Raw genomic sequence first — 25,253 nt, forward strand, 5'->3', positions numbered from 1 at the left:
CTTGAGAAACTAAGCTCCGAGAAACAGAGCTTGGAAAAATAGAGTAGAGAAAAACAAAGCCATTAAGCCTCAGTTTTACCCCAAGTGTCACGTAGACCAACCGTGCGGTTGAATACTAGCGCGTCTGCTTTAGAGTCTTTCGAATCTACACAGAAATAACCTGTACGTTCAAACTGGTACGCTTGCTCTGCCACACCTTCTCCTAGGCTAGGTTCAACAAAACCGTTTAGCGTAACAAGTGATTCAGGGTTTAGCGTTGCAGCGAAATCATCAGCAGCGGCAGGGTTTGGCACTGTGAATAGACGATCGTATAAACGAATCTCAGCAGGCAACGCTTTATCAGCCGATACCCAGTGAATAACGCCTTTCACTTTACGGCCATCTGCAGGGTTCTTACCCAATGTTTCATTGTCGTAAGAACAGAAGATAGTCGTAATGTTGCCTTCTGCATCTTTTTCGATACGTTCAGCTTTGATCACGTAAGCACCACGTAGACGAACTTCTTTACCTAGAACCAAACGCTTGTACTTTTTGTTTGCTTCTTCACGGAAGTCATCACGCTCAATCCAAACTTCACGTGTAAATGGTACTTCACGAGTACCCATTTCTGGCTTGTTCGGGTGGTTTGCTACCGTCAATGTTTCTACTGTATCAGCGTCGTAGTTTTCAATCACGACCTTGATAGGGTCAAGAACAGCCATTGCACGAGGTGCATTTTCGTTCAGATCATCACGGATACAAGATTCAAGTGAACCGAACTCAATCATGTTCTCTTGCTTAGTCACACCAATACGTTTACAGAATTCACGAATCGAGCTTGAAGTGAAGCCACGACGACGCAAACCAGAGATAGTTGGCATACGTGGATCGTCCCAGCCTTCAACTAGGTTTTCAACCACAAGTTGGTTCAGCTTACGCTTCGACATTACCGTGTATTCAAGATTCAGACGGCTAAACTCGTACTGACGAGGTTGGCAATCAATCGTGATGTTATCTAGAACCCAGTCATACAAACGACGGTTGTCTTGGAACTCAAGAGTACAGATAGAGTGCGTAATACCCTCTAGCGCATCAGAGATACAGTGAGTGAAGTCGTACATTGGGTAAATGCACCACTTGTCTGCAGTCTGATGGTGGTGAGCAAAACGAACACGGTAGATAACAGGATCGCGCATAACCATGAATGAAGAGCTCATGTCGATCTTAGCACGTAGACACGCTTTACCTTCTTCAAAGCCACCGTCACGCATTTTTTCGAACAACGCTAAGTTCTCTTCAGGGCTGCGATCACGGTATGGGCTCGCTTTACCTGGCTCTTTTAGCGTGCCACGGTACTCACGGATTTGATCAGGACTTAGCTCGTCAACGTACGCTAAGCCTTTATTAATTAATTCCACAGCATAAGCGTAAAGCGTATCGAAGTAGTTTGATGAGTAACAAATATCACCAGACCATTCAAAGCCTAACCAGCTTACATCATTCTTAATTGACTCAACGTATTCAACGTCTTCTTTTTCAGGGTTTGTATCATCGAAACGAAGATTACATTGTCCCTGGTAGTCCTGAGCAATACCAAAGTTCAAGCAAATAGATTTAGCGTGACCAATGTGCAGGTAGCCATTTGGCTCCGGCGGGAAACGAGTATGCACGCTACTGTGTGTACCATCCGCTAAATCTTTATCGATAATTTGGCGAATGAAATTCGATGGACGAGCCTCAGCTTCACTCATCTATAGCACCTCTATGTATTTAGTATTGTCAGAGAAAGTTATCTTTTGTACCAATGAAAATGGTCGCTTACAGCGCCTGTCAAAGATAGAAAGATCATTGTTGCTAATCATCCACAATTCTTCGCCTTTGCACAATAAGAACCGTCCGTTAATTGCGATTATTTCTGCTATTCGATGAAGAATAGAACGAACCGGGTTCATTGACCTTAAACAGTAGGCACAAAAAAGCCTCCCGTTTGGGAGGCTTTCAATTTGAAACTTACTTAAGAGTAACTTTACTTCTTAATTAAGCACTTCCGTCACTATGGAAGTTTTACATCAGATAGGTCTTCACCTGCACCGATAGCTTTCATTTCGCCAGCTACGATTTCAGCTAGTGGGCCTAGGATAACCTGTAGGTTGTTCTCACCTAGTTTAACCACACCTTTAGCGCCAAGCTTCTTAAGAACAGCTTCATCTGCGATAGAGCGGTCTTTAAGAGTTAGACGTAGACGAGTGATACAAGCGTCGATTGAAGTTAGGTTGTCGTGACCACCTAGTGCTTTCAGGTATTGACGTGCAACTTCACCTTTTGGTGCGTCGCCAGCAGGAGCTGCTACAGCTTCGTCATCATCTTCACGACCTGGCGATTTCAAGTTGAAAGCGCGGATTGCGAAAGAGAAAGTGAAGAAGTATAGAGCACCGAAACCAAGACCGATTAGTAGTAGTACGAATGGTTTAGTTGCTAGACCCCAGTTCAATACGAAGTCGATAAGACCAGCAGAGAAACCGAAACCGTGCAGAGTACCAAACATGTTTGCAACTACTAGAGACAGACCTGTAAATACAGCGTGCATTGCGTATAGAGCAGGAGCTAGGAATACGAACATGAATTCTAGCGGCTCTGTGATACCTGTTAGGAATGAACAGAATGCAACTGAGAACAGTGCGCCACCAACTTGGCTGCGTTTTTCAGCAGGAGCAGCTAGGTACATTGCAAGTGCAGCACCTGGTAGACCGAACATCATTACTGGGAAGAAACCGTTCATGAACACGCCAGCGCCTTTATCGCCACCGAAGAAACGGTGTAGGTCGCCAGATTTAACAGTTTCAGTCACTTCTTTAACTACAGTAGTGATTTCTGGAGTCACAGAGTTAGCGAATGTGAATGTGTGCTCTTGGCCAACAACTAGAGTTTTAGCTAGTGATGGGTCAACACAAAGTTGAGTGATGTTAGCGAATGCGCCTTGACCAGCAACGATGATTTCTTGACATGTACCCATACCGAACCAGAAGTATGAGTTCAATACGTGGTGTAGACCTACAGGGATAAGTGCACGGTTAAGAGTACCGTAAACGAATTGACCAATAGCGCCAGATGTTGATACTGCGTGAGCCAGTGCGTCTAGACCAGATTGAACACCAGGCCAAACCACACCAGACACAGCACCTGCAACAAGTGCAAATAGACCAGCCATGATAGGTACTAAACGTTTACCCGCAAAGAAAGCCAGCCACTCAGGAAGACGTGTTGCATGGAAAGCGTTGTAAGAGTGACCTGCGATGATACCAGCGAAGATACCGCCGAAGAATGACATGTTTACGTCAGCGTTAATTGTTGTTGCTGTCGCTGTTAGTACGAAGTAAGCAACTGCACCAGCAAGACCTGCTGCGCCGTTACCGTCTTTAGAAAGACCAATCGCGATACCTAGACCAAATAGCAATGGTAGGTTACCGAAGATAGCTCCACCAGCTTCTGCCATGAATGGAATATCAAGTAAATCGCCTTGACCTAAACGTAGTAGAAGCGCCGCAATCGGAAGTGTTGCGATAGGTAGCATTAATGCCTTACCTAGCTTCTGTGCATATCCTAGAATATTCACCAGTTGTTTCCCCCTATAGGATTTTTTAGAATTCATTTGAGAAACTTATTTTAGTCGCTCAATTTAGTCCTATTCAGTGTATTCAATTAATTTTGCCCCGCAAATTAAAACCTTACCATTTGTGATCCTAATCACCAGTTTTTACCAAATCCAGAGGTTTTTGCTAGCGAGATCATAAAACTTATTTTATCATTCAAAAAAATGAGCGTTTATAGATAAAATTCAAATCTAATCATTAGGCAAAAACATGATATTCCTAACTTTAGATTACCCTATGAATAATCATTAACAATGAACCTAAATGTATAATAAAGATCAATTGTTCATATGTTTTTCAACAACTTAAATAGCTTCCCATTTTGAAGCCGTTCGCCCATAAAAGATAAATCGTTACGTAAATGATGCTCGCAAACTAAGTCCACATTTAGGTAACGAACAAATTTAAAAGATCTCACGAAATAAGGATTAGCTGACTATGTACGCGCTAAGTAACTGTAAAATTTACACTGGTAGTGATGTTCTAACCGATCATGCCGTCGTAATAGAAAATGAACTGATCAAAAAAGTCTGTCCTATCTCTGAATTGCCAGAAGGAATCGAGGTTCGCGATCTAAACGGAGCAAACCTAAGCCCAGGTTTCATTGACTTACAACTGAATGGTTGTGGCGGTGTAATGCTTAACGATGAGATCACGGCAGAAACAATGCAGATCATGCACGAAGCAAACCTTAAATCAGGCTGTACTAGCTTCCTGCCAACGCTCATCACTTCTTCAGACGAAGATATGCGTGCAGTTATTACTGCAGCTCGTGAATATCACAACCAGTACCAAAACCAATCACTAGGTCTGCACCTTGAAGGTCCATACCTAAACGTTGCAAAAAAAGGCATCCACAGCGTCGATCACATTCGTAAATCAGACAGCGAAATGATTGAACTGATTTGCGAGAACAGCGACCTAGTTTCAAAAGTAACATTGGCACCAGAGCTTAATGATCCAGAACATATCGAGCGCCTACACAAAGCAGGCGTTGTCGTTTCTATCGGCCACACAAACGCGACTTACGCAGAAGCTCGACAAAGTTTCGAATCTGGTATCACTTTCGCTACCCACCTATTCAATGCAATGACCCCTATGGTTGGTCGTGAACCTGGCGTTGTTGGCGCGATTTACGACACGCCAGAAGTTTATGCAGGTATCATCGCCGACGGCTTCCACGTTGATTACGCAAACATCAGAATTGCGCACAAAATCAAGGGAGAAAAGTTAGTATTAGTGACGGATGCCACAGCTCCTGCAGGTGCTGACATGGAATACTTTATTTTTGTCGGTAAGAAAGTATATTACCGAGATGGTAAGTGTGTTGATGAAAACGGCACACTGGGCGGCTCAGCTCTGACTATGATTGAAGCAGTTCAGAATACAGTTGAGCACGCTGGTATCGCTTTAGACGAAGCTCTTCGCATGGCTACGCTATACCCAGCTACGGCTATCGGTGTAGAAAGCAAGCTAGGTCGAATCAAAAAAGGCATGGTTGCAAACCTAGCTGTATTTGACCGAGACTTTAACGTTAAAGCGACTGTTGTTAATGGACAATACGAGCACAATTAAGTATGAATGGCGGACAAATAGGTAACGTAGACTTAGTTAAACAACTAAACAGTGCGGCGGTATACCGACTAATAGACCAGCAAGGGCCTATCAGTCGTATACAAGTGGCTGATGTAAGCCAACTCGCACCGGCAAGTGTTACAAAAATTACCCGCCAACTTTTGGAGCGCGGCCTCATTAAAGAGGTTGCGCAACAAGCGTCTACTGGCGGTAGACGCGCGATCTCCCTAACCACAGAAGTCGACCCTTTTCATTCTGTCGCTGTACGCTTAGGTAGAGACTATATTCAAATAAGCCTTCATGACCTTGGCGGTCGTGAGTTGGCTTTCCAACAACAAGACCTGGATTATTCAGACCAATCAGACCTTACACAAGGCTTGGTCAATAACCTCAAGGCTTTCATTGCTGAGCATCAGCCAAAGATCGACCAACTGATTGCCATTGGTGTCACCCTTCCAGGCTTGGTTAACCCAACAACCGGTGTTGTTGAGTACATGCCAAACACGGACATCGATAACCTCGCATTGAGCGACATTATTCGCGACACTTTCCATGTGGCTTGTTTTGTTGGTAATGACGTTAGAGGAATGGCGCTTGCTGAGCACTACTTCGGTGCAAGTAAAGACAGTCAAGATTCTATTTTGGTCAGTGTGCACCGTGGTACGGGTGCTGGTATTATCGTTAATGGCCAGGTTTTCTTAGGCCATAACCGTAACGTGGGTGAAATTGGTCATATCCAAATTGATCCGCTAGGAGAACAGTGCCAGTGTGGTAACTTCGGTTGTCTTGAAACCGTAGCGGCAAACCCTGCCATTGTTGATCGAGTACAGAAGCTCATTAAGCAAGGCTATGAATCTTCTTTAACGGAACTTGAACATATTACGATTCAAGATGTTTGTGACCACGCAATCAATGGCGATGAACTCGCGAAACAAAGCTTAGTTCGAGTAGGAAACCAGTTAGGTAAGGCTATCGCGATGACGATTAACCTGTTTAACCCTCAGAAAGTTATCATTGCTGGTGATATTACGAAGGCACAAGAGATTGTTTTCCCTGCAATTAAGCGCAATGTAGAGAATCAGTCGTTAACGACTTTCCATAGCGGCCTGCCTATTGTAGCATCACAGATCGATAAACATCCTACGATGGGAGCCTTTGCCATGATTAAGCGCGCCATGCTCAACGGTGTGTTACTGCAAAAGCTTCTTGAAGACTAAAGAAAACAATTCTGATTTTCCGCGGGCCGTGTTTGTATAAACACGGCCCGTTTTTTTAAGCTAGGGAACTACAACAACAAGTTATGGAACTTATATTAATATCCACTGCGTTTATCGCAGGATTTATTGCTTTAAAATGCCACCTCCCCCCATTAGTTGGTTTTTTGGTTGCAGGTTTCGGGCTTTATGCCCTTGGCTTTGAAACCAATGACACCATCATTACTTTGGCTGACCTTGGTGTCACCCTTCTCTTATTTACTATTGGCTTAAAGCTGGACATCAAAACCCTACTCTCTAAAGAGATCTGGGCTGGCGCAACGATCCACAATCTTTTATCCACTCTGTTTTTTGCAGCCGCTCTATTTGGTTTTAAGTTCCTTGGTATTTCATCTCTAGCAGCCATGTCAATAGAGCAGATCGTTCTACTCGGTTTTGCTCTTTCATTTTCTAGTACTGTATTCGCGGTCAAGTCTCTACAAGAAAAAGGGGAAATGAATGCTACCTATGGCACACTAGCGATTGGCATTCTGGTCATGCAAGATATCTTTGCTGTCGTATTCTTGACTGCATCGACGGGCAAAATTCCAGAGTGGTATGCGATCGCACTGTTCGCTTTGCCTTTCTTTCGCCCATTGTTCTACAAAGTCCTCGATTGGGTTGGGCACGGTGAAATGTTGGTGCTATTCGGTATCTTCTTCGCATTAGTTGTAGGTGCTGGCTTGTTCCAGTTTGTAGGCGTAAAACCAGACTTAGGTGCCCTTATCCTAGGTATGCTGTTAGCCGGTCACCCAAAAGCTTCAGAGCTATCGAAGTCGCTGTTTAACCTTAAAGAGCTTTTCCTCGTCTGCTTCTTCTTGAATATTGGCTTGTCAGAACAGCCAACTATTCAGGGTTTTATGCTAGCAGTCTTGTTCTTATTGTTACTGCCAGTGAAAGGCGTTCTGTACTTCTTGGTACTAAACCGATTCAAGTTCCGTGTTCGAACCTCCCTACTCACTTCTTTGTCACTGTTTAACTACAGTGAATTTGGCCTCATCGTCGGTGGCCTTGCTTTTAAGATGGGTTGGATGTCTGGTGATATCTTGGTGGCAGTGGCTATAGCCGTTTCATTGTCGTTCTTAATCGCTGCACCTCTCAACAAAGCGGGTCACAAACTTTATCAACAATCAGGTCGCTGGTTAAAAGAGCACGCTGCTGAGAAGCTCCACCAACGTGACAAACGAATTGACCCAGGTCGGGCTCAGGTTCTAATTCTTGGCATGGGACGCATTGGTACTGGTGCCTACGACGAATTACGCTCACGCTACGGCAAAGTGAGTTTAGGTGTCGAAGTTCGTGAAGACGCGGCACATAACCACAGAAGCCATGGAAGAAACGTTATTTCTGGCGATGCAACTGACCCAGATTTCTGGGAGCGTATTCTAGATACAGCAAACGTGAAATTAGTGATCTTGGCTATGCCTCATCACCAAGGTAATCAAACCGCTTTAGAGCAATTGAAGTCACGTAACTTTAAAGGCCAAATTGCCGCGATTGCTGAATACCCAGATCAACTAGAAACATTAAAAGAAAATGGTGTCGATGCGGCATTCAACATTTACAGTGAAGCTGGTAGCGGTTTTGCTCGCCACGTTTGCGAACAGTTAAACCCAAACATCAATAAGATCTAGCCCTAAACATTGTCTAGTTAACCTCTCAAAATTGCTGTTCTTTTGCACTTTTGAGAGGTTTTTGTTTAAAAAACCAACCGCAATTAGACACCAATCACCAAAGTAAGTTTAAAATTAGATAATTTCTAACATAAACCCCTTTATATTATTTTTTTGCTCACATTCGGTTGCTTTTTTTAGCCAGAATGGCAAATTGAATACAGTTGATTTAGAAATTATTTAAAAGGAAGTTCTATGTGTTCAGTATTTGGCATTCTCGACATTAAAAGTGATGCCGCAGCACTTCGCCCTATTGCTTTAGAAATGTCTAAAAAGCTTCGTCACCGTGGCCCAGATTGGTCTGGTATCTATGCTGGTGAAAAAGCAATTCTTGCTCACGAGCGTTTGGCTATCGTTGGTCTTAACAGTGGTGCACAACCACTATACAGCCAAGATAAAAAGCACATTCTTGCAGTCAATGGTGAAATCTATAACCACAAAGAACTTCGCGCTCGCTATGAAGATAAATACCAGTTCCAAACTGACTCTGATTGTGAAGTCATTCTTGCGCTTTACCAAGAGATGGGTGCCGACCTTTTAGAAGAACTTAACGGTATTTTCGCTTTCGTTTTATATGACGAAGAGAAAGACGAATACCTAGTCGGCCGCGACCATATTGGCATCATCCCGCTTTACCAAGGCTACGATGAGCACGGCAACTATTACGTTGCTTCAGAGATGAAAGCACTGGTTCCAGTTTGTAAGACGATCAGTGAGTTCCCTCCTGGTAGCTTCTACTCTTCTAAAGATGCAGAACCTCAACGCTACTACATCCGCGATTGGAACGAATACGCAGCCGTTCAAGGTAACAGCACAAGCAAAGAAGAGCTAACTGAAGCGCTAGAAGCTGCTGTTAAGCGTCAACTAATGACTGACGTTCCTTACGGTGTACTTCTATCTGGTGGTCTTGATTCATCAATCACTTCTGCAGTCGCTAAACGTTTTGCAGCAATGCGTATCGAAGATGACGAGCAATCAGAAGCTTGGTGGCCACAACTACACTCATTTGCTGTTGGCCTAGAAAATGCTCCCGATCTGATTGCTGCACGTGAAGTTGCGGACAAAATCGGTACTGTACACCATGAGATGACCTACACCATTCAGGAAGGCTTAGATGCAATCCGTGATGTTATCTACCACATCGAAACTTACGATGTAACGACCATTCGTGCATCGACGCCAATGTACTTGCTTGCTCGTAAGATCAAAGCAATGGGTATCAAAATGGTACTTTCTGGTGAAGGTGCTGATGAAATCTTTGGTGGCTACCTGTACTTCCATAAAGCGCCAAACGCAAAAGAGTTCCACGAAGAGACGGTACGTAAACTTCTTGCTCTAAGCATGTTTGACTGTGCTCGTGCAAACAAATCACTTGCAGCATGGGGAGTCGAAGGTCGTGTACCATTCTTGGATAAAGAGTTCATCGATGTGGCTATGCGTTTAAACCCTGAAGACAAAATGTGCGGTAACGGTAAAATGGAGAAACACATCCTACGTGAGTGTTTTGAAGACTACTTACCAGATTCAATCGCATGGCGCCAAAAAGAACAGTTCTCTGATGGTGTTGGCTACGACTGGATTGATACATTGAAAGCAACGGCTGAAGAAAAAGTAACGGATCAACAAATGGAAGCTGCTCAGTTCCGTTTCCCTTACAACACACCAACAACCAAAGAAGGTTATGCTTACCGTGAAATCTTTGAGGAGCTATTCCCTCTAGAATCGGCGGCAGAGTGTGTACCTGGCGGCCCTTCAGTTGCCTGTTCATCAGCAAAAGCGATCGAGTGGGATGAGTCATTCAAAAACTGTGTAGACCCATCAGGCCGTGCGGTACAAGCCGTTCACAACGACGCCTACAACGCTTAAGCGTTTGAAAAATCAAATACTAAAAAAGGCGCATTATGCGCCTTTTTGTTTTAAGCCTAGTTTTTACTTTTTAATATTTAACTTATACGTGAGCTTGTAGTGCTTCGTTTTCAATACTGATCGGAACCACTTGGCTGATCATTTTTACGAGCATAATGGATCGAGCTTCGCCATCTTTCTGATGGTAAATAGCTTCAACACCCGCAAACTGGCCACTATTAATTTTGACAACTTGCCCAGTCTCAAATTCAACACAACAATCTTCAACTTCGCTACTACAACACTTCTCGAACTCTTTTAGCTCAAAAACCAAATCACCTTGGACTTCATACGGCCTTGCACCGAACTTAATAAAGTCGACAACACCACGAGTTGAACGAACGGTAGTAAAGCTTGGGCCTTGCTCATAATCAAAACGGACAAAGATATAGGATGGGAACAGCGGTTCTTGGACCAGCTTCTCTTTCCCTCTCACTACCTTTTCGACTTCTATTTGAGGGTAAAAGCACTCTACCCCCTGGTTTTCTAGGTGCTGTTGAGCGCGTTTTTGATCACCACGCTTACAGTAAAGTAAATACCAACGTTTCATTTAACTCGCCATCTTCGTTCTTTGGACATTTAACCACAGCCTAAAACAGTTTAGTCGCCGTTAATAAATGAGTCCTGATAAGCGAGAAATTACGCGGAATAGACAGACTTATCAACCAAAAAGTCATAGGTAAAAAATTTGGTCAGTCATTGTACAAGGAACATTTAGAGATCAAAAGACTCATTGCTGTAAGCATATGTATATCGCAGATAATATGAATAACATTCCCTATAAGATCATAACGATAGGCTAGGGCAATAGATCTAAACATTTTTATTGGATAGGGTTTTAAAAAAGGTTACTAACCAACCAGGTCAAATATGGAAAATTAGTTTGCAGCACAAGTAGAATGGGCCACATTAAAAGTAAATTTATTTAATATCAACACCTTAGCAAAACCAAGTTATCGTGACCACAAAATACGCCTATTGCAGACTTTTACCCTACTGTGTATACATGAATGACTATAAAATCTTTTAATACCTAAAATTAGTAAAACTTATGCCAAGCAATCACAACATCTTTGGCCACCCTAGAGGCCTATTTTTATTATTTAGCACAGAGCTATGGGAACGTTTCTCCTACTACGCGATGCGTGCCATCCTTGTTTTATTTTTGACTGACACGACCCTCAACGGTGGACTTGGTTGGTCAACGAAAGACGCACTTGATCTCTACGGTATTTACACTGGCTTAGTCTACATCACGCCATTGATCGGTGGCTGGATTGCCGATAACTACTTAGGACAACGTAAATCGATCCTAGTGGGTGGTGTATTAATGGCACTCGGCCAGTTTACACTCGCTCTTCCTAACGGCGCTATTGGCTTAGACCAAGTAAATGCTCTTTATCTAGGTTTAGCACTACTTATCAGTGGTAACGGTATGTTTAAGCCAAACATCTCGACCATGGTTGGCGACCTATACCAAGAAGGCGATAACCGCCGTGACGGTGCATTCACCATTTTCTACATGGGCATCAACTTAGGTGCATTATTAGGTGGCTTGATTTCAGGCGCTGCTGTCGACTCTTTCGGCTGGAAAGCAGGTTTCTTAGCCGCTGGTATTGGTATGGTTATTAGCTTAATCATGCAAATGACAATGGCTCAATCTTGGTTAGGTAACATTGGTTCAGTGCCCGCAGCTGCGCGAGCAAAAGCACTGAACAAATCAAAAGAAAAAACGCCACTAACCAAAGAAGAGTTCGATCGATTAAAAGTTATTCTGGTTATGGGTCTATTCGTCATAGTTTTCTGGGCGGGCTTTGAACAAGCTGGCGGTCTGATGAATATCTATACTCAACAATATACTGACCGCATGATTGGTGGCTTTGAAGTCCCAGCGGCGTGGTTCCAATCTCTGAACCCATTCTTCATCATTACACTTGCACCAATCATTGCTGCATTTTGGGTTAAGCTTGGTAAGCGTGAACCAAATTCTCCAGTGAAATTTGCAATGGCTTTGTTCTTCCTAGCTCTTGGTTTTGTGTGCATGATGGGCGCTGTAATGGAGCAAGGTGGCGACCTAACAGTGAAAACATCAATGCTGTGGCTAGTCGGTGCTTTCTTCTTCCATACCCTTGGCGAACTTTGTCTATCTCCTATTGGCCTGTCGTTGGTCACTAAATTAGCTCCGCTTCGTCTCGCATCGTTAATGATGGGTGCATGGTTTGGCTTCAACGCTGTCGCAAACTACGTAGCTGGCCTTGTGGGTTCTCACGTTGGTGAGCTTGGCGCAATGTCTATCTTCGGTGGTATCGCAATTACAGCGACAATAAGTGGCGTCTTACTTCTTCTTTGTGCTGGCAAGCTTGTATCATGGATGCATGGCGTAGAAAGCAACATGATGCTTGAAGCAGAGCCAAAAGCAGAAACTTCGGTTGCTTAATATCTAGACCTATTTCAAGAAGAAACATCCAGATCAAAAAGGGCTGCTCAATGAGCAGCCCTTTTGTTATTTTTAGATGTGCATGACAGTTTAGGCGAAGTCGTATTTAACGATACAGCGCCACTAACTCCGCCATCATATCGATGTGCGAGTCTCTATCATTCAGACACGTAATGTAGCTAAAGTCTGAGCCACCAGCGTCAATGAAGGTCTCTTTACACTGATCCGAAATCTCTTCTAACGTTTCTAAACAATCCACAGAAAATGCAGGCGCCATAATATCGATTTTTTTGATGCCTTTGCTTGGCAATGATTCAAGTGTCTCGTCAGTGTATGGCTTCAACCACTCTTCTCGACCAAATCGAGATTGGTATGTCATGGTGATATCGTCCGCTGATAAGCCTAACTCAGCAGCAAGGAGCTCTGTTGTCGCTTCACAATGCTGTGGGTAGATGTCGCCTTCATCAGCCAATCGTTTCGGAATACCGTGGAAAGAACAAACTAAATGATCGGCTCTACCATTTTTATCCCAATGGCTACGCACGCTTTCAGCCAATGCTTTTGCGTAGCTTGGGTGCGCGTAGTAGTCGCGAATAAAGCGATAGCTCGGAATCACTGGCATCTGCTTAAAGGCCTTGGTTAAGCCATCAGATACGGCCGCTGTGGTTGTGCCTGAGTATTGAGGATATAAAGGCAATACGATGATGTCTTCAACGCCCTGATCCATTAATTGCTCAACGCCCGTTTTAAGGCTTGGGTTACCATAGGTCATACCCAGCGCTACGGGTATCTGTAATTTTTTCTGGAGCTTTTCGGCTTGTCTTTGAGAGTACACAAGCAGTGGTGAGCCTTCATCCATCCAAACAGACTGATACAGCTTAGCCACTTTCGGCGCTCTAACCGGTAAGATCACCCCATGTAAAATAGGACACCAAAGCCAACGCGTTAGATTTACGACTCGCTTATCGTGTAAGAATTCACTCAAAAATCGACGAACGCCAGCCGGGGTCGCCGAATCTGGTGTTCCTAAGTTCACCAGTAAAACGCCCTGCTTTTTATTATTTTCCATAGATACCTGAGACCAATGTGTGATTTTCTGGAACGTAATATACTAATCGGCATAAGTTTAAGATCATTGTTGCGCCACTAAATTTAAGAATAATCGTTCTTAACCTGGGTTATCACAACATCACCTTGAGCATTAGCCTCGCGAATCTAAGCCGTACCGCGGAAACAGTGCACAATCGAGTTTATCTAGATTGGTATATTACTAAAAATTGAAACAAAAAAAGCGACCTTAACGGTCGCTTCCAATATATCAAATTCTAAAACTGGCTGTTAGCCAATTATGCTAGTGCTTTCTCAAGTTCTGCACTAACTTCAGCAACTTGCTTAGTACCATCAAATTTAAGGTACTTAGTGTTACCTGCTTCTGCTTCCTTACCGTAGTAAGAAATAAGCGGAGCCGTTTGATCGTGGTATACGCCTAGACGTGCACGAACTGTTTCTTCTTTGTCGTCATCACGTACAACAAGCTCTTCGCCAGTGATGTCATCTTTACCTTCTTCTTTAGGTGGGTTGTACACACTGTGGTATGTACGACCAGAAGGAAGGTGAGCACGACGACCAGCCATACGCTCAACAATCACATCGTCAGCTACGTCGAATTCAACAACGTAGTCTACTGCGATACCCATTTCTTTTAGGCCATCAGCTTGAGGGATTGTGCGTGGGAAACCGTCTAGTAGGAAACCTTTCTCACAGTCATCTTGAGCGATACGCTCTTTGATTAGACCAAGGATAATTTCATCAGAAACTAGCTGACCAGCGTCGATTACTGATTTTGCTTGCTTACCAAGCTCAGTACCCGCTTTGATAGCAGCACGTAGCATGTCACCAGTTGAAATTTGAGGGATACCAAATTTGTTCATGATGAAGTTAGCTTGAGTACCTTTACCCGCGCCAGGAGCACCTAGAAGAATGATGCGCATGTTTAATCCTCTTATAAAAATTATGATTTATACCGAAGCTCACTATCCCGCCTTTCTGGTTCAATTTAAATCGAACAAGAGAGGTTAGGTAACAACTGAGGCTAAGCACAACTGTAAACAGAAGCAAAACGGTAAGTTTCGGTATAACGTTTAAAAATCATACAACTGGAGATGATAGGTTCATAGTGCCAGCTGATTAGGTCGAGCATTCTATCACATTAATATTCAATTTTGCTGAAATTAAGACTAAAGAATGTATCGACAGCGTTTGCGTTCGTCTCATTGGTAACTTTAGCGACATTTCGATGAAGTTAAGCGACGTTCACAAAAAAAGCCCGCATTAGCGAGCTTTTATTTATAATTATGAGCTTAGCCCAAAGTCGAAAGACTAACGTTTTGTCAGTAGTTCGTTGATTGCACCTAAGAATTGTGACGGATCTTCCATTGAGCCCTTTTCAGCCAGCATAGCTTGACCCAGTAGTAGCTCAACCCAACGGCCAAACGCTTGTTCGTCCGCTTCATCAGCCATCTGTTTCACAAGTGCGTGCTCAGGGTTAATCTCAAAGATGTACTTAACTTCAGGTGCAGCTTGACCCGCAGCTTCAAGAAGCTTAGCCATTTGCGTGCCCATTTCGAAGTCATCAGTCACCACAACCGCAGGTGTTGTTGCGAGCTTGAAAGTAGTACGAACTTCTTTAACACGACCACCTAGGTAAGATTGAGTGCGCTCAACAACAGATTTGAACTCTTCTTCTGTCTCTTTTTGCTTCTCTTTCTCTTCTTCACCTTCAAACTTGCTTAGGTCTAAGCCTGCTTTTGTGATCGACTGGAACTGCTTACCGTCGAAGTCAGTCAGGTAATTCATTACGTACTCATCAATACGATCGTACATGAGAACAACTTCAATGCCTTTTGCTTTGAACTGCTCCAAGTGTGGGCTGTTCTTAGCTGCAGCATAGCTATCCGCTGTTAGGTAATAGATCTTGTCTTGACCTTCCTTCATACGTTCTACGTAAGAAGCTAGGCTGATGGTTTGCTCAACAGAATCCACTTCCGTTGATGAGAAACGAAGTAGACCAGCGATTTTTTCTTTGTTCGCCATGTCTTCTGCTGGGCCTTCTTTCAATACTAAGCCGAACTCTTTCCAAAACTCCAAGTACTTGTCGTTGTCATTCTTTGCCATGCGCTCAAGCATAGTGAGTACACGCTTAGTACATGCGCCACGAAGAGACTGAGTCACTTTGTTATCTTGAAGGATTTCACGAGACACGTTCAATGGTAAATCGTTTGAATCAATCAAGCCACGAACGAAGCGCATGTAAGATGGCATAAACTGCTCTGCGTCATCCATAATAAACACACGTTGCACGTATAGTTTCAAGCCGCTCTTATGGTCACGATTCATCATATCCCAAGGTGCTTTAGCTGGGATGTAAAGTAGGCTTGTGTAGTCGTTCTTACCTTCAACTTTGTTGTGGCTCCAGGTTAGTGGATCAGCAAAGTCGTGAGATACGTGCTTGTAAAACTCTTGGTACTCTTCTTTCTCGATATCAGACTTGTTACGAGTCCAAAGCGCTTGAGCCTTGTTAATTTGCTCCCAATGCTTCTCTTCGGTGTCTTTACCTTCGTCATCTTTCACCGCTGTGAAGATAGAGACAGGAATACCGATGTGATCAGAATACTTACCAATCACTTCACGTAGACGCCATTCATTTAAGAACTCTTTGCCGTCTTCACGCATATGAAGAATGATGTCTGTACCACGAGATTCTTTCATGATGTCTTCAATGGTGTAATCACCTTCACCCGCAGAGTGCCATTGCACGGCTTGGTCATTAGCAAGTCCAGCAGCTCGAGTGCGAACAGTCACTGCGTCTGCAACGATAAATGCAGAATAGAAACCAACACCAAATTGGCCAATAAGCTGAGAGTCTTTGCTTTGGTCTTCAGACAGCTTTGAGAAAAAGTCAGCTGTGCCTGACTTAGCAATAGTACCTAAATGCTCAATAACGTTGTCGCGGCTCATACCTATGCCGTTATCAGAGATCGTTAAAGTATTTGCTTCAGCGTTAAACGAAAGTTTCACACCTAAATCAGCATCGCCTTGGTAAAGGTCGCCATTTGATAGCGCTTGAAAACGAAGCTTATCAGCCGCGTCAGATGCGTTAGAGATCAGCTCACGTAGGAAGATTTCTTTATTTGAATACAGTGAGTGAATCATTAGGTGAAGTAGTTGTTTTACTTCAGATTGAAAGCCACGAGTCTCTTTATTTTGCGTTGCCGTTTCGCTCATTTTTACTCCAAAACATCTATACTTTATGTTGAATAATCATAGGGGCGTTGCACATTATGCCTCTCTTATGTTCATTAACATGAGGATGACAAATGTAAATTCAAGGTCAAAAAGCATAAAAACACTGTTTTTTTGATCTGTTTTTATTATCCTTGAGTGTTATAAATATAAAAGAACATAAAAGAAGCCATGATTTGGTGAAGAATTAACAGAACTTCACCTGAAATTTGTCTATTTCGCACCCCAAATCATCCAAAATAGAAGAGTTCAATGAGCAATATCGGCACAAAGTTTATTCTCGCACAGCGGTTCGTATTTGACCCAAATAGCAACTCACTTGTTGATCAGATGAGCGACGGTGAAGTCGTACGTCTTGGCAGCAATGAAAGCCGCATTCTCCTGATGCTGTCAGAAAGACCCAATGAAGTTATCACTCGTAACGAATTACACGAATATGTTTGGCGAGACCAAGGCTTTGAGGTGGACGACTCCAGCTTAACGCAAGCGGTATCAACACTCAGAAAAATGCTAAAAGACTCAACCAAGTCTCCTGCATTTGTTAAGACAGTTCCTAAACGCGGTTACCAATTTATTGCGACTGTTGAACGCTCAGCACCACTGTCATCAAACGATCAGCCAACAACAGCTGAAATTGCAGAAAATGACGTAGAACCTATCTTAACGTTTGCCAATACCACATTAGCTGATGAGGTCATCACTGAAACTATCGACCCAGAGCCAATTGCAAAGGCTCAAGAGCCCCATGTCGAATCGGAACAGGCGACCAATCAGGCTGAACCTAAAACTGAAAGCCCAAATAAAATGTTAACGTTTGGAATATTGCTTGTCGCTTTCATCATGCCAGTACTCGTTTTAACTTTAACGAACCCAGCAGAGTCAGAGTTTCGAACATTAGCAGAGGTTAATGGTGTCAAAGTTCAAACACCAATTAACCACCCAACTCTGACTAGTTGGCTACCAGCGATAGAGAAATGTGTATTGCGTTACAACACCAACCACACAGGCATGCTAAAGCCAACTGAGGTGATTGCAACAGGCGGGCAAGGTAACAATCTAGCTCTAAACTATATTCACCCTCAAGATTACTCGAGCGAGAATGTAACTCTAAGAATTTACGCAAACCAGTCGGATGTAAACGACATTTGTAACGGTGGTCAGTAACATGAAATTAAAAGTATCCATTATTTTACTGGTTATCTCTGCTTTCTTTAGCGGTTGGTTGTACTGGGGTAGCGATGCAAAAGTAGAGCGTTTGCTGACACAACACGAATGGCAATCGAAAATGGTGACGCTGATTAGCGATCTCAAGCAAGAGGATTCAATCGGACCACTGCGTAAAGTTGAGTTGTCATCGAATGCAAAATACCTACCAAATGGTACGTATTTGAGAATGTCAGTGGTTAGGTTGTATAGCACTCAGACTGCACCCGCAAACGTCATCAATATCTCCGAAACAGGTCAGTGGGATATCAACGATAACTATTTACTGATTTCACCAACGGAGTTTAAAGATGTGACTTCTGCTGAGCGCCAAGATTTTTCGGAAGAGCAGCTAGAACTGATAACTCAAGTGATTAAGATGGATGCAGAGCAAAGCCGACGCATTGATATTATTAATCAGAAAGCACTGCTGCTCACTAGCTTAAATCATGGTTCTACTGTGTTATTCTCAAACTAATATTGTCTCAAACTAAAATCAGATTAAGCTAAAACTCAACAGTGATTTACTGTATATCATTAAACGATATACCAATAGAAAGGGGCATGATGCCCCTTTTTTATTAACTGTTGACATCAAACTACTGTTTTAGGATTTTTAGGGGTATCTATGAATACAGAACCAAGCTCGGTAAGTGCATCAATCACCAAGGCAACCATCGCAATACACTATTGTCGTCAATGCAATTGGATGCTTCGTTCTAGTTGGTTATGCCAAGAGTTACTGCATACTTTCAGTGAAGAGATAGAGCAAGTGAGTTTACACCCTGATACCGGAGGTCGATTTGAGGTTTTTTGTAATGGAATACAGATTTGGGAAAGAAAAGCGGACGACGGTTTTCCTGAAGCTAAAGTTCTGAAGCAAAGAGTGCGAAACATCATTGCTCCAGACAGGGACCTCGGCCACGTAGACTCAAAGTAAGCCTTTTCTAACGCCGCCGATTGAGTTTATTTAAAGCTCGCCACTCACAATTACGTCACCCTCAAGGCTAATAACTTTGAACGTTTTATTTTCATATACACCGTAGCTAGCCGCGTGACCATCTCGTGGGAATGTCACCGAGCTAGGATTAAAGATAAAGATCTCATCTTGGTATTCAGCAACAGGAATATGAGTATGACCATGGGCAATAATATCGCCCGCCTTCAGCGCAGGGCGTTTATTGGTGTTGTACAAATGGCCATGGGTTAGGAAGATACGTTGGCCTGATTCTAATAGCACCCACGAGTAATCCATCATCATTGGAAAAGACAACAACATCTGATCCACTTCGCTATCACAGTTACCACGAACGGCAATGATCTCTTGAGAAAACGCATTCAACTTCTCTGCAACCGCTGGCGGGTTATACCCTTCAGGGATCGGGTTTCTTGGACCATGATTCAGAATGTCACCCAATAGCACTAAATATTGCGCACCAGACGCTTGGTAGAGTTCTAATACCTTTTCTGTTGCTGGCAGCGAACCGTGTAGGTCTGAAGCAAAAAATAATTTCACACGTACTTCTCCATAAAATTTATGAGCCTATTGTACGTATCTAACAGCTACACGTCATCTCTCGCCATACCGTTGATCACGATATTATTGTAACTAACCATACCGACTATTTTATGGTCACTGACCACAGGGGCACGACTGATACCAAAACGCTCAAACAAGCGTGCACAGTACTTCACATTCATATCGGCAGACACGCTTAGCGCTGGCTTGGTCATGATCTCATAAACATTGGTTCGCTTCGGAGAACGGTTCTTAGCCAGTACTTTCTTGGCAATATCATTCATCAATACGATGCCGTATTCGTCATCTTCGTGGCGCTTATCGACAATGATAGCTTTCACTTTGTGCTTCTTAGCCATCTCTATCGCTTCCAACACAGTGGTTAGTCCATCGATAATCACATACGTATTAGCCATTACATCGCTTACTCGGATTTTTTCACTGCCACTCATAACTCGTCCTCCACAACCTTAGTTAATGTTTCAACTTGGTGCGCGACCCCGACTGCATCTTCGACATCGATCTGCACTGCTATCCCTTGCCCTGACTCTTGGTCAAACTCCCCGACTTCACCGATAGTTTCTAGAATATGCCTAGCTAGGTGCTCCTCGACGACAAACAGCAGCACATCTTTTTGCACCTCTAACGTTAACCCAAAGAAGGTGCGCTTTTGGTTTAGCCCCTGCCCTCTGGCATTGTTAATCACGGTTGCCCCTGTTGCACCCGCATCACGCGCGGCGTCGAGCACGATATCGGTCTTGCTCTCTTCTACAAACGCTAAGATAAGTTTAAAGCGCATCTTTGCTCTCCTTAGAGGATTGTGATCGGTTTAGCCATTGCGTTATTTGTGCATACCCCATCACGGATATAATTGGAAATAAGCTCGCGAAAGCAATCAACCCAAAGCCATCAATTAGCGGATTTCTTCCTGGCACCGTTGACGCGAGTCCCAACCCAAGTGCCGTCACTAAAGGAACCGTCACCGTTGATGTCGTAACCCCACCAGAATCGTAAGCCAATGGAATAATCAATTTGGGAGCATAAAAGGTCTGAATCACCACAATGACATAACCAACAATGATGTAGTAATGGATAGGGTCGCCAGCCACGATGCGATAACTACCTAGCGATATGCCAATCGCTACGCCTAACGCCACGGAGATCCTCAGCCCGTTAACACTGATACTGCCACCGGAAACTTGGTTTGCCTTAATAGCAACGGCGATCAAAGAAGGCTCGGCTATCGTGGTACTGAAACCAATACAAAACGCGAAAAGGTAAACCCAGTAATAATCAAACCAAACTAAGGCAAGGCCTGAACTGACCTTGAACTCAGTCAAAAAACTTGGTTCGGTGAGTTGCATTGCCATAGTCTCCCCTAAAGGAAACAGCGCGAGCTCTAACCCCATCAAAAAGAGCGACAACCCAAGAATGACGTAAAAGAAACCTATCAGCACTTTGCCTAAGTTATTAACTGGCTTGCGCAGCACCGCTAATTGGAAACCGAAGATGATCACCGCAATCGGAATCACATCCATGACAGTACCAAGAAAGGTGTCGATAAATTGCTGAGCACTGATCATGTCACCACCATCCCGTAGACCATGACAAACATCATCGGCAGCAGTGAAGCAAAGGCGATCAATCCAAAGCCATCAATCATCGGATTTCTCCCTTTAATCGCAGAGGCTAAACCCACTCCCAATGCGGTCACTAACGGAACGGTAATGGTCGATGTAGTCACTCCGCCAGAGTCGTACGCAATCCCAATGATGTTTTCAGGGGCAAATGCAGTGAGCACCACCACTCCAATATAACCTCCGATGATCATGTACTGAATTGGCCAACCTTTTAAGATTCGCAGCACCCCAAGTAAGATGGCGATCCCCACCGACAATGCTACGGTGAAACGCAAGCCATCGGCGTACTGTTCCATTTCGTCTAGAGAGTTAGGAATAACACCACCTTCAGCGGCCACTTCTGCTGCTTCGGCGGCCACTGCGGTTAATGCGGGTTCCGCAATGGTGGTACCAAACCCTAAACAGAAAGCGAAGGTCAATAACCAAAACACGCTCCCCTTACGAGCAAAAGCTTGAGCCATCGACTCGCCGATTGGGAACAGACCCATTTCAAGGCCAAAGATAAAAAAAGTCAGTCCAAAAACCACCAGCACTAAGCCAGTTAGAATAGACAACAGATGAGGGAGTGGTTCTTGCAAAACAACAAGCTGGAAGAAAGCAATCACAGCCACGATCGGCAAGAGATCCCTTAGGCTACCTAACATGGCTCGAAACAAAGCAAGCACTGCCGTCATCGCAACTCCTAGTCATTGAAATTGTGTCTGGTTATTAATTACTAATAATCATGGCAAATCCTTATCATTCCTTATGTGACAAATATTACGCAGTTGGTAACATATCGGAGTAAAGTGCATAAGTGTGATAGCGGTATACATCCTAACCTGATGAATTTAATTTCATTCTTTCGTAAATTGATACGGCGTAATTTGGGTATCACACGATTGAAACCTTATGATCGTTATAGTGATTTTTTCGTATTGATTGGCGTTCAAAAACAAGCCATGTCTATAATTATGTTTAATAGGGAGATTGGTATGAAGATATTGTTAACTGGTGGTACGGGATTTATTGGTTCTGAATTGGTCAAAAGTTGGAATACTGACGATGTGACATTGTTGACACGGAGCCCCGAAAAAGCGAAGCAAAACCTAAATCACCTGAACCAGAATAACCTTCATTACATTCAATCTCTTGATGAGCTCAGTGATCTCAATGACTTTGATGTGGTGGTCAACCTCGCGGGTGAACCGATTGCCGATAAGCGTTGGAGTACAGAGCAAAAAGAGAGGATCTGTAACAGCCGCTGGCACATCACTGAAAAGCTGGTCGAATTAATTCATGCCAGTAGCAACCCACCACACGCTTTTATTAGCGGCTCAGCCGTCGGTTACTATGGCGATCAACAACAACACCCATTTGATGAATCACTACAAGTAGAAGACGAAAGTTTTCCTCACAAAGTCTGCGCGCACTGGGAAGATATAGCCAAGAGAGCCCAATCCGATGAGACGCGTGTGATACTACTAAGAACGGGGATTGTGTTAGGTAAAAATGGCGGTGCGTTGAAGAAGATGCTAATGCCCTACAAACTCGGAGTAGGCGGACCACTTGGTTCAGGCGAACAGTACATGCCTTGGATTCACATGCTTGATATGGTGAGAGCCATCAACCACTTATTGTCAACTCCTCACGCTCAAGGGGAATTTAATATGTGTGCCCCGCACCCTGTCACCAACAAACTGTTCAGCAGTACACTCGCCAAGCAACTACGCCGACCTCATTTCTTATTCACTCCGAAATGGGCAATGTCGCTTCTGATGGGTGAATCTTCTTGTCTGCTCTTTGACAGCATTCGTTCCAAACCAAAGAAACTCACTGAAATAGGATTTATCTTTAGTTACTCAAGAATAGAACCAGCCTTAAAAAACTTGTTACAACATCAAGATTAATTCTTTACCCTTGAGCGATAAAGACTCTAATGAAGGATTAAGCGTGAACAAGTCGATTCTGATCACCGGTTGCTCAACGGGTATTGGCTATACATGTGCGCATGCACTACAAAAGCGTGGTTTCCACGTCATTGCATCGTGTCGTCATCCGCAAGATGTACAGCGTCTGCAAGATGAGGGACTGACCTGCATACAGCTCGACCTTTCTAACCAAGAAAGCATTGAACAAGCTGCACAACTTGCTATTGAGCTAGCGCCTAACGGATTATATGGTTTATTCAATAACGGCGCTTATGGTCAAGCTGGCGCGCTAGAAGACTTACCAACCCAAGGTCTCAGAGAGCAATTCGAAACCAACTTCTTTGGCTGGCATCATCTTGTTTGTCAGATACTTCCGCACATGCGCGAACGCGGCGAAGGTCGAATCGTACAAAACAGTTCCGTATTAGGCTTTGCAGCCATGAAATATCGTGGTGCTTACAACGCTTCAAAGTTCGCGCTAGAAGGCTGGACAGATACGTTACGTTTAGAACTGCATGGCAGTGGTATTAATATCTCGTTATTGCAGCCAGGTCCAATAGAAACCCAATTTAGAAATAATGCCCTGAAAGCTTTCAATAAATGGATCACCATTGCTGGCAGCGCTCATCAAAAAGCTTATCAACAACAAAAAGACCGACTCGAAAAAGAATCATCGAACAACGCTTTTGTTCTCCCGCCTGAAAGTTGTATTGAACCGGTTTATCACGCACTCACCGCCGATAAGCCCAAACTCAGATACCGAGTGACGACCCCAACTAAAGTGTTCGCGGTATTGAAAAGAATTCTACCGAGTCGCTTGCTAGACCCTATTTTGAGAAAAGCAGCATAAATTACTAACTTTGCATCAACAGTCGCAAACTTTAATGTAACGATGTAATTTTTCCGTAACAATAAGATGTCATGATTGTCCTATCTCATCAATTATTCCCAATTGATGAACCTAATCTGGATATTTCATGACTTTAAACCGCCTTAATTGGGTCGGTGTGAGTCTGGCGATTACGTTGTTTATTCTGTTTTGAGTATCTTACGCTATGCCTCACTGACCACCTCAATGATAACGCTATGCCTTCCCTGTTGAGATCACCACTCTATCAACATAGAAGCATAGCGTTTTTCTATTTTGGCTCTTTTTATTTGAGATAACCAAGTTAGATCTTGAAGTTACCAGCATCTCCCCCCATATTTGCAACGTACCCACAAAACACACCTCAAGGAACGTAAATGCAATCTCCGCATATTGTTGAACTTAATGAGCAGAACTTTCGTCAAGTATTAGAAACCTCAATGCAGACGCCTGTACTCATCCACTTTTGGGCACCAATGAGCCAAGAAAGTGCTCAGGTGATCCCTGAACTGCAAACATTAACTCAGCAATACAACGGCGCTTTTACTTTAGCTCTGTTGAATTGTGAACAAGAGCAGGCAATTGCTAGCCAATTTGGCGTACAAGCACTCCCTACTATTGCACTGTTTGTTAACGGTCAGCCTGTTGATGGTTTGGGTGGCCCACAAAGCATAGAAGCGATTGTTGAAATGTTAGGAAAACATCTTCCTAGCCAAGACGAGCTCGCACTGCGTCAGGCTCTCGAGCAAATGCAAGCAGGCGAGCACGCACAAGCGCTCGCAGCAATGCAACAATTGCCAATAGAGCTGACGAGCAAAGGCGAGGTAAAACTGGCAATCGCAGAATGTTTACTAGAAACGCAACAGTTTGATCTAGCTGAAACTCAGCTAGCCACCATTCCTCTAGAGTACCAAGATAATTACTATAAAGGCTTAGTCGCAAAGCTTGAGCTTCACAAGCAAGCGGCAGACAGCCCTGAAATACAAGCATTAGAAACCGCTCTTCAGCAAGACCCAAATGACGCTAAGACAGCATCTGAATTAGCATTGCAATATCACCAAGTGAATCGCAACGAAGAAGCGATGGAACTGTTGTGGTCTTTCCTTGCAAAAGATCTAAATGCTTGCAATGGTGATATGAAAAAAGAATTCATGGATATCTTAAGTGCGCTTGGACAAGGTAACCCAGTTGCCAGTAAGTACCGCCGACAGCTGTACTCTCTGCTCTACTAACTAAACCCTAAAAGCACTAAAGATAAGCATCGTATATCTCATCGAAAATTGACAATTCAATCAATTAGTTTATCGAATAATAGAATGTAAAATGGGCCATAAAATCA

Annotated in this window: 22 protein-coding genes; 11 read left to right on the forward strand and 11 right to left on the reverse strand. The window is 43.6% G+C overall.

Annotation, left to right across the window (positions count from 1 at the left end):
• Nucleotides 1–62: 62 nt before the first annotated feature.
• Together glnS and nagE are read right to left on the reverse strand one after the other, a co-directional pair.
• Complete coding sequence (glnS, locus tag AB4180_RS13010) at nt 63–1,730, reverse strand: glutamine--tRNA ligase (protein ID WP_102250395.1); 1,668 nt, start codon at nt 1,728–1,730, stop codon at nt 63–65.
• A 302-nt stretch (nt 1,731–2,032) separates the two neighbouring features.
• Complete coding sequence (nagE, locus tag AB4180_RS13015) at nt 2,033–3,592, reverse strand: N-acetylglucosamine-specific PTS transporter subunit IIBC (protein WP_029222967.1); 1,560 nt, start codon at nt 3,590–3,592, stop codon at nt 2,033–2,035.
• Nucleotides 3,593–4,067: 475 nt separating this feature from the next.
• On the opposite strand from nagE, the gene nagA reads away from it, so the two are divergent.
• The 4 genes from nagA to asnB all read left to right on the forward strand — a co-directional run bounded on the left by nagA (nt 4,068) and on the right by asnB (nt 9,996).
• Nucleotides 4,068–5,204 (forward strand): N-acetylglucosamine-6-phosphate deacetylase, encoded by a 1,137-nt coding sequence (gene nagA, locus AB4180_RS13020; protein WP_009847334.1) that lies wholly within the window; start codon nt 4,068–4,070, stop codon nt 5,202–5,204.
• Between the two features lie 2 nt (nt 5,205–5,206).
• A complete protein-coding gene (locus tag AB4180_RS13025; protein WP_009847335.1) occupies nt 5,207–6,421 on the forward strand; it encodes an ROK family protein in 1,215 nt (404 codons plus the stop codon).
• Nucleotides 6,422–6,504: 83 nt separating this feature from the next.
• A complete protein-coding gene (locus AB4180_RS13030; RefSeq protein ID WP_009847336.1) occupies nt 6,505–8,091 on the forward strand; it encodes a cation:proton antiporter family protein in 1,587 nt (528 codons plus the stop codon).
• A gap of 234 nt (nt 8,092–8,325) precedes the next feature.
• The gene (asnB, locus tag AB4180_RS13035) at nt 8,326–9,996 is read left to right on the forward strand and encodes an asparagine synthase B (RefSeq protein ID WP_012604542.1); all 1,671 of its coding nucleotides are present in this window, start codon (nt 8,326–8,328) and stop codon (nt 9,994–9,996) included.
• Nucleotides 9,997–10,078: 82 nt separating this feature from the next.
• On the opposite strand, the gene rfaH is transcribed toward asnB, so the two are convergent.
• A complete protein-coding gene (gene rfaH, locus AB4180_RS13040; RefSeq protein ID WP_012604543.1) occupies nt 10,079–10,585 on the reverse strand; it encodes a transcription/translation regulatory transformer protein RfaH in 507 nt (168 codons plus the stop codon).
• A 501-nt stretch (nt 10,586–11,086) separates the two neighbouring features.
• Here rfaH and AB4180_RS13045 point away from each other — a divergent pair.
• Nucleotides 11,087–12,472 (forward strand): peptide MFS transporter, encoded by a 1,386-nt coding sequence (locus AB4180_RS13045; RefSeq protein WP_012604544.1) that lies wholly within the window; start codon nt 11,087–11,089, stop codon nt 12,470–12,472.
• Nucleotides 12,473–12,578: 106 nt separating this feature from the next.
• On the opposite strand, the gene hemH is transcribed toward AB4180_RS13045, so the two are convergent.
• The 3 genes from hemH to htpG form a co-directional block, all read right to left on the reverse strand.
• Nucleotides 12,579–13,541 (reverse strand): ferrochelatase, encoded by a 963-nt coding sequence (gene hemH / locus AB4180_RS13050; RefSeq protein ID WP_102250396.1) that lies wholly within the window; start codon nt 13,539–13,541, stop codon nt 12,579–12,581.
• A 277-nt stretch (nt 13,542–13,818) separates the two neighbouring features.
• Entirely contained in the window at nt 13,819–14,463 is a 645-nt protein-coding gene (gene adk, locus AB4180_RS13055) for an adenylate kinase (protein WP_004734238.1), read from the reverse strand.
• Between the two features lie 388 nt (nt 14,464–14,851).
• Nucleotides 14,852–16,756, reverse strand: coding sequence for a molecular chaperone HtpG (gene htpG / locus AB4180_RS13060; RefSeq protein ID WP_102250397.1), 1,905 nt, complete (start codon nt 16,754–16,756; stop codon nt 14,852–14,854).
• Nucleotides 16,757–17,026: 270 nt separating this feature from the next.
• Between htpG and AB4180_RS13065 the strand changes: the two genes are divergently transcribed.
• The 3 genes from AB4180_RS13065 to AB4180_RS13075 all read left to right on the forward strand — a co-directional run bounded on the left by AB4180_RS13065 (nt 17,027) and on the right by AB4180_RS13075 (nt 18,917).
• Complete coding sequence (locus AB4180_RS13065; protein ID WP_017096857.1) at nt 17,027–17,938, forward strand: transcriptional regulator; 912 nt, start codon at nt 17,027–17,029, stop codon at nt 17,936–17,938.
• A gap of 1 nt (nt 17,939) precedes the next feature.
• The gene (locus AB4180_RS13070; RefSeq protein WP_029223803.1) at nt 17,940–18,455 is read left to right on the forward strand and encodes a regulatory protein ToxS; all 516 of its coding nucleotides are present in this window, start codon (nt 17,940–17,942) and stop codon (nt 18,453–18,455) included.
• 150 nt (nt 18,456–18,605) lie between these two features.
• On the forward strand, nt 18,606–18,917 hold the full coding sequence (locus AB4180_RS13075; protein WP_017096855.1) for a SelT/SelW/SelH family protein: 312 nt from the start codon (nt 18,606–18,608) through the stop codon (nt 18,915–18,917).
• Nucleotides 18,918–18,947: 30 nt separating this feature from the next.
• Here AB4180_RS13075 and yfcE read toward each other — a convergent pair whose 3' ends face one another.
• Genes yfcE through AB4180_RS13100 form a run of 5 tightly spaced genes read right to left on the reverse strand, consistent with a single transcriptional unit; the run spans nt 18,948 to nt 21,810 of the window.
• Nucleotides 18,948–19,493 carry a phosphodiesterase gene (yfcE, locus tag AB4180_RS13080; protein ID WP_102250398.1) on the reverse strand — a complete coding sequence of 182 codons (546 nt, stop codon included), beginning with the start codon at nt 19,491–19,493 and terminating at the stop codon, nt 18,948–18,950.
• A 47-nt stretch (nt 19,494–19,540) separates the two neighbouring features.
• Entirely contained in the window at nt 19,541–19,948 is a 408-nt protein-coding gene (locus AB4180_RS13085; protein WP_009847347.1) for a CBS domain-containing protein, read from the reverse strand.
• Nucleotides 19,945–20,295, reverse strand: coding sequence for a P-II family nitrogen regulator (locus AB4180_RS13090; protein WP_009847348.1), 351 nt, complete (start codon nt 20,293–20,295; stop codon nt 19,945–19,947). The genes AB4180_RS13085 and AB4180_RS13090 overlap by 4 nt, the downstream gene beginning before the upstream one ends.
• The gene (locus AB4180_RS13095; RefSeq protein WP_017096853.1) at nt 20,285–21,079 is read right to left on the reverse strand and encodes a DUF1538 domain-containing protein; all 795 of its coding nucleotides are present in this window, start codon (nt 21,077–21,079) and stop codon (nt 20,285–20,287) included. Before AB4180_RS13095 ends, AB4180_RS13090 begins: the two co-directional genes overlap by 11 nt.
• Nucleotides 21,076–21,810, reverse strand: a complete 735-nt coding sequence (locus AB4180_RS13100) for a DUF1538 domain-containing protein (RefSeq protein ID WP_017096852.1) — start codon at nt 21,808–21,810, stop codon at nt 21,076–21,078. Before AB4180_RS13100 ends, AB4180_RS13095 begins: the two co-directional genes overlap by 4 nt.
• Before the next feature lie 300 nt (nt 21,811–22,110).
• Here AB4180_RS13100 and AB4180_RS13105 point away from each other — a divergent pair, with 300 nt between their 5' ends.
• The 3 genes from AB4180_RS13105 to AB4180_RS13115 all read left to right on the forward strand — a co-directional run bounded on the left by AB4180_RS13105 (nt 22,111) and on the right by AB4180_RS13115 (nt 25,146).
• Nucleotides 22,111–23,025, forward strand: coding sequence for a TIGR01777 family oxidoreductase (locus AB4180_RS13105; RefSeq protein ID WP_017096851.1), 915 nt, complete (start codon nt 22,111–22,113; stop codon nt 23,023–23,025).
• 43 nt (nt 23,026–23,068) lie between these two features.
• Nucleotides 23,069–23,896, forward strand: a complete 828-nt coding sequence (locus tag AB4180_RS13110) for an SDR family oxidoreductase (protein ID WP_102250399.1) — start codon at nt 23,069–23,071, stop codon at nt 23,894–23,896.
• Between the two features lie 395 nt (nt 23,897–24,291).
• Nucleotides 24,292–25,146, forward strand: a complete 855-nt coding sequence (locus AB4180_RS13115) for a co-chaperone YbbN (protein ID WP_102250400.1) — start codon at nt 24,292–24,294, stop codon at nt 25,144–25,146.
• The last annotated feature ends 107 nt before the right edge of the window (nt 25,147–25,253 follow it).

The organism is Vibrio sp. 10N.286.49.C3, assembly GCF_041469545.1.
Classification (GTDB): Bacteria; Pseudomonadota; Gammaproteobacteria; order Enterobacterales; family Vibrionaceae; genus Vibrio; species Vibrio tasmaniensis_A.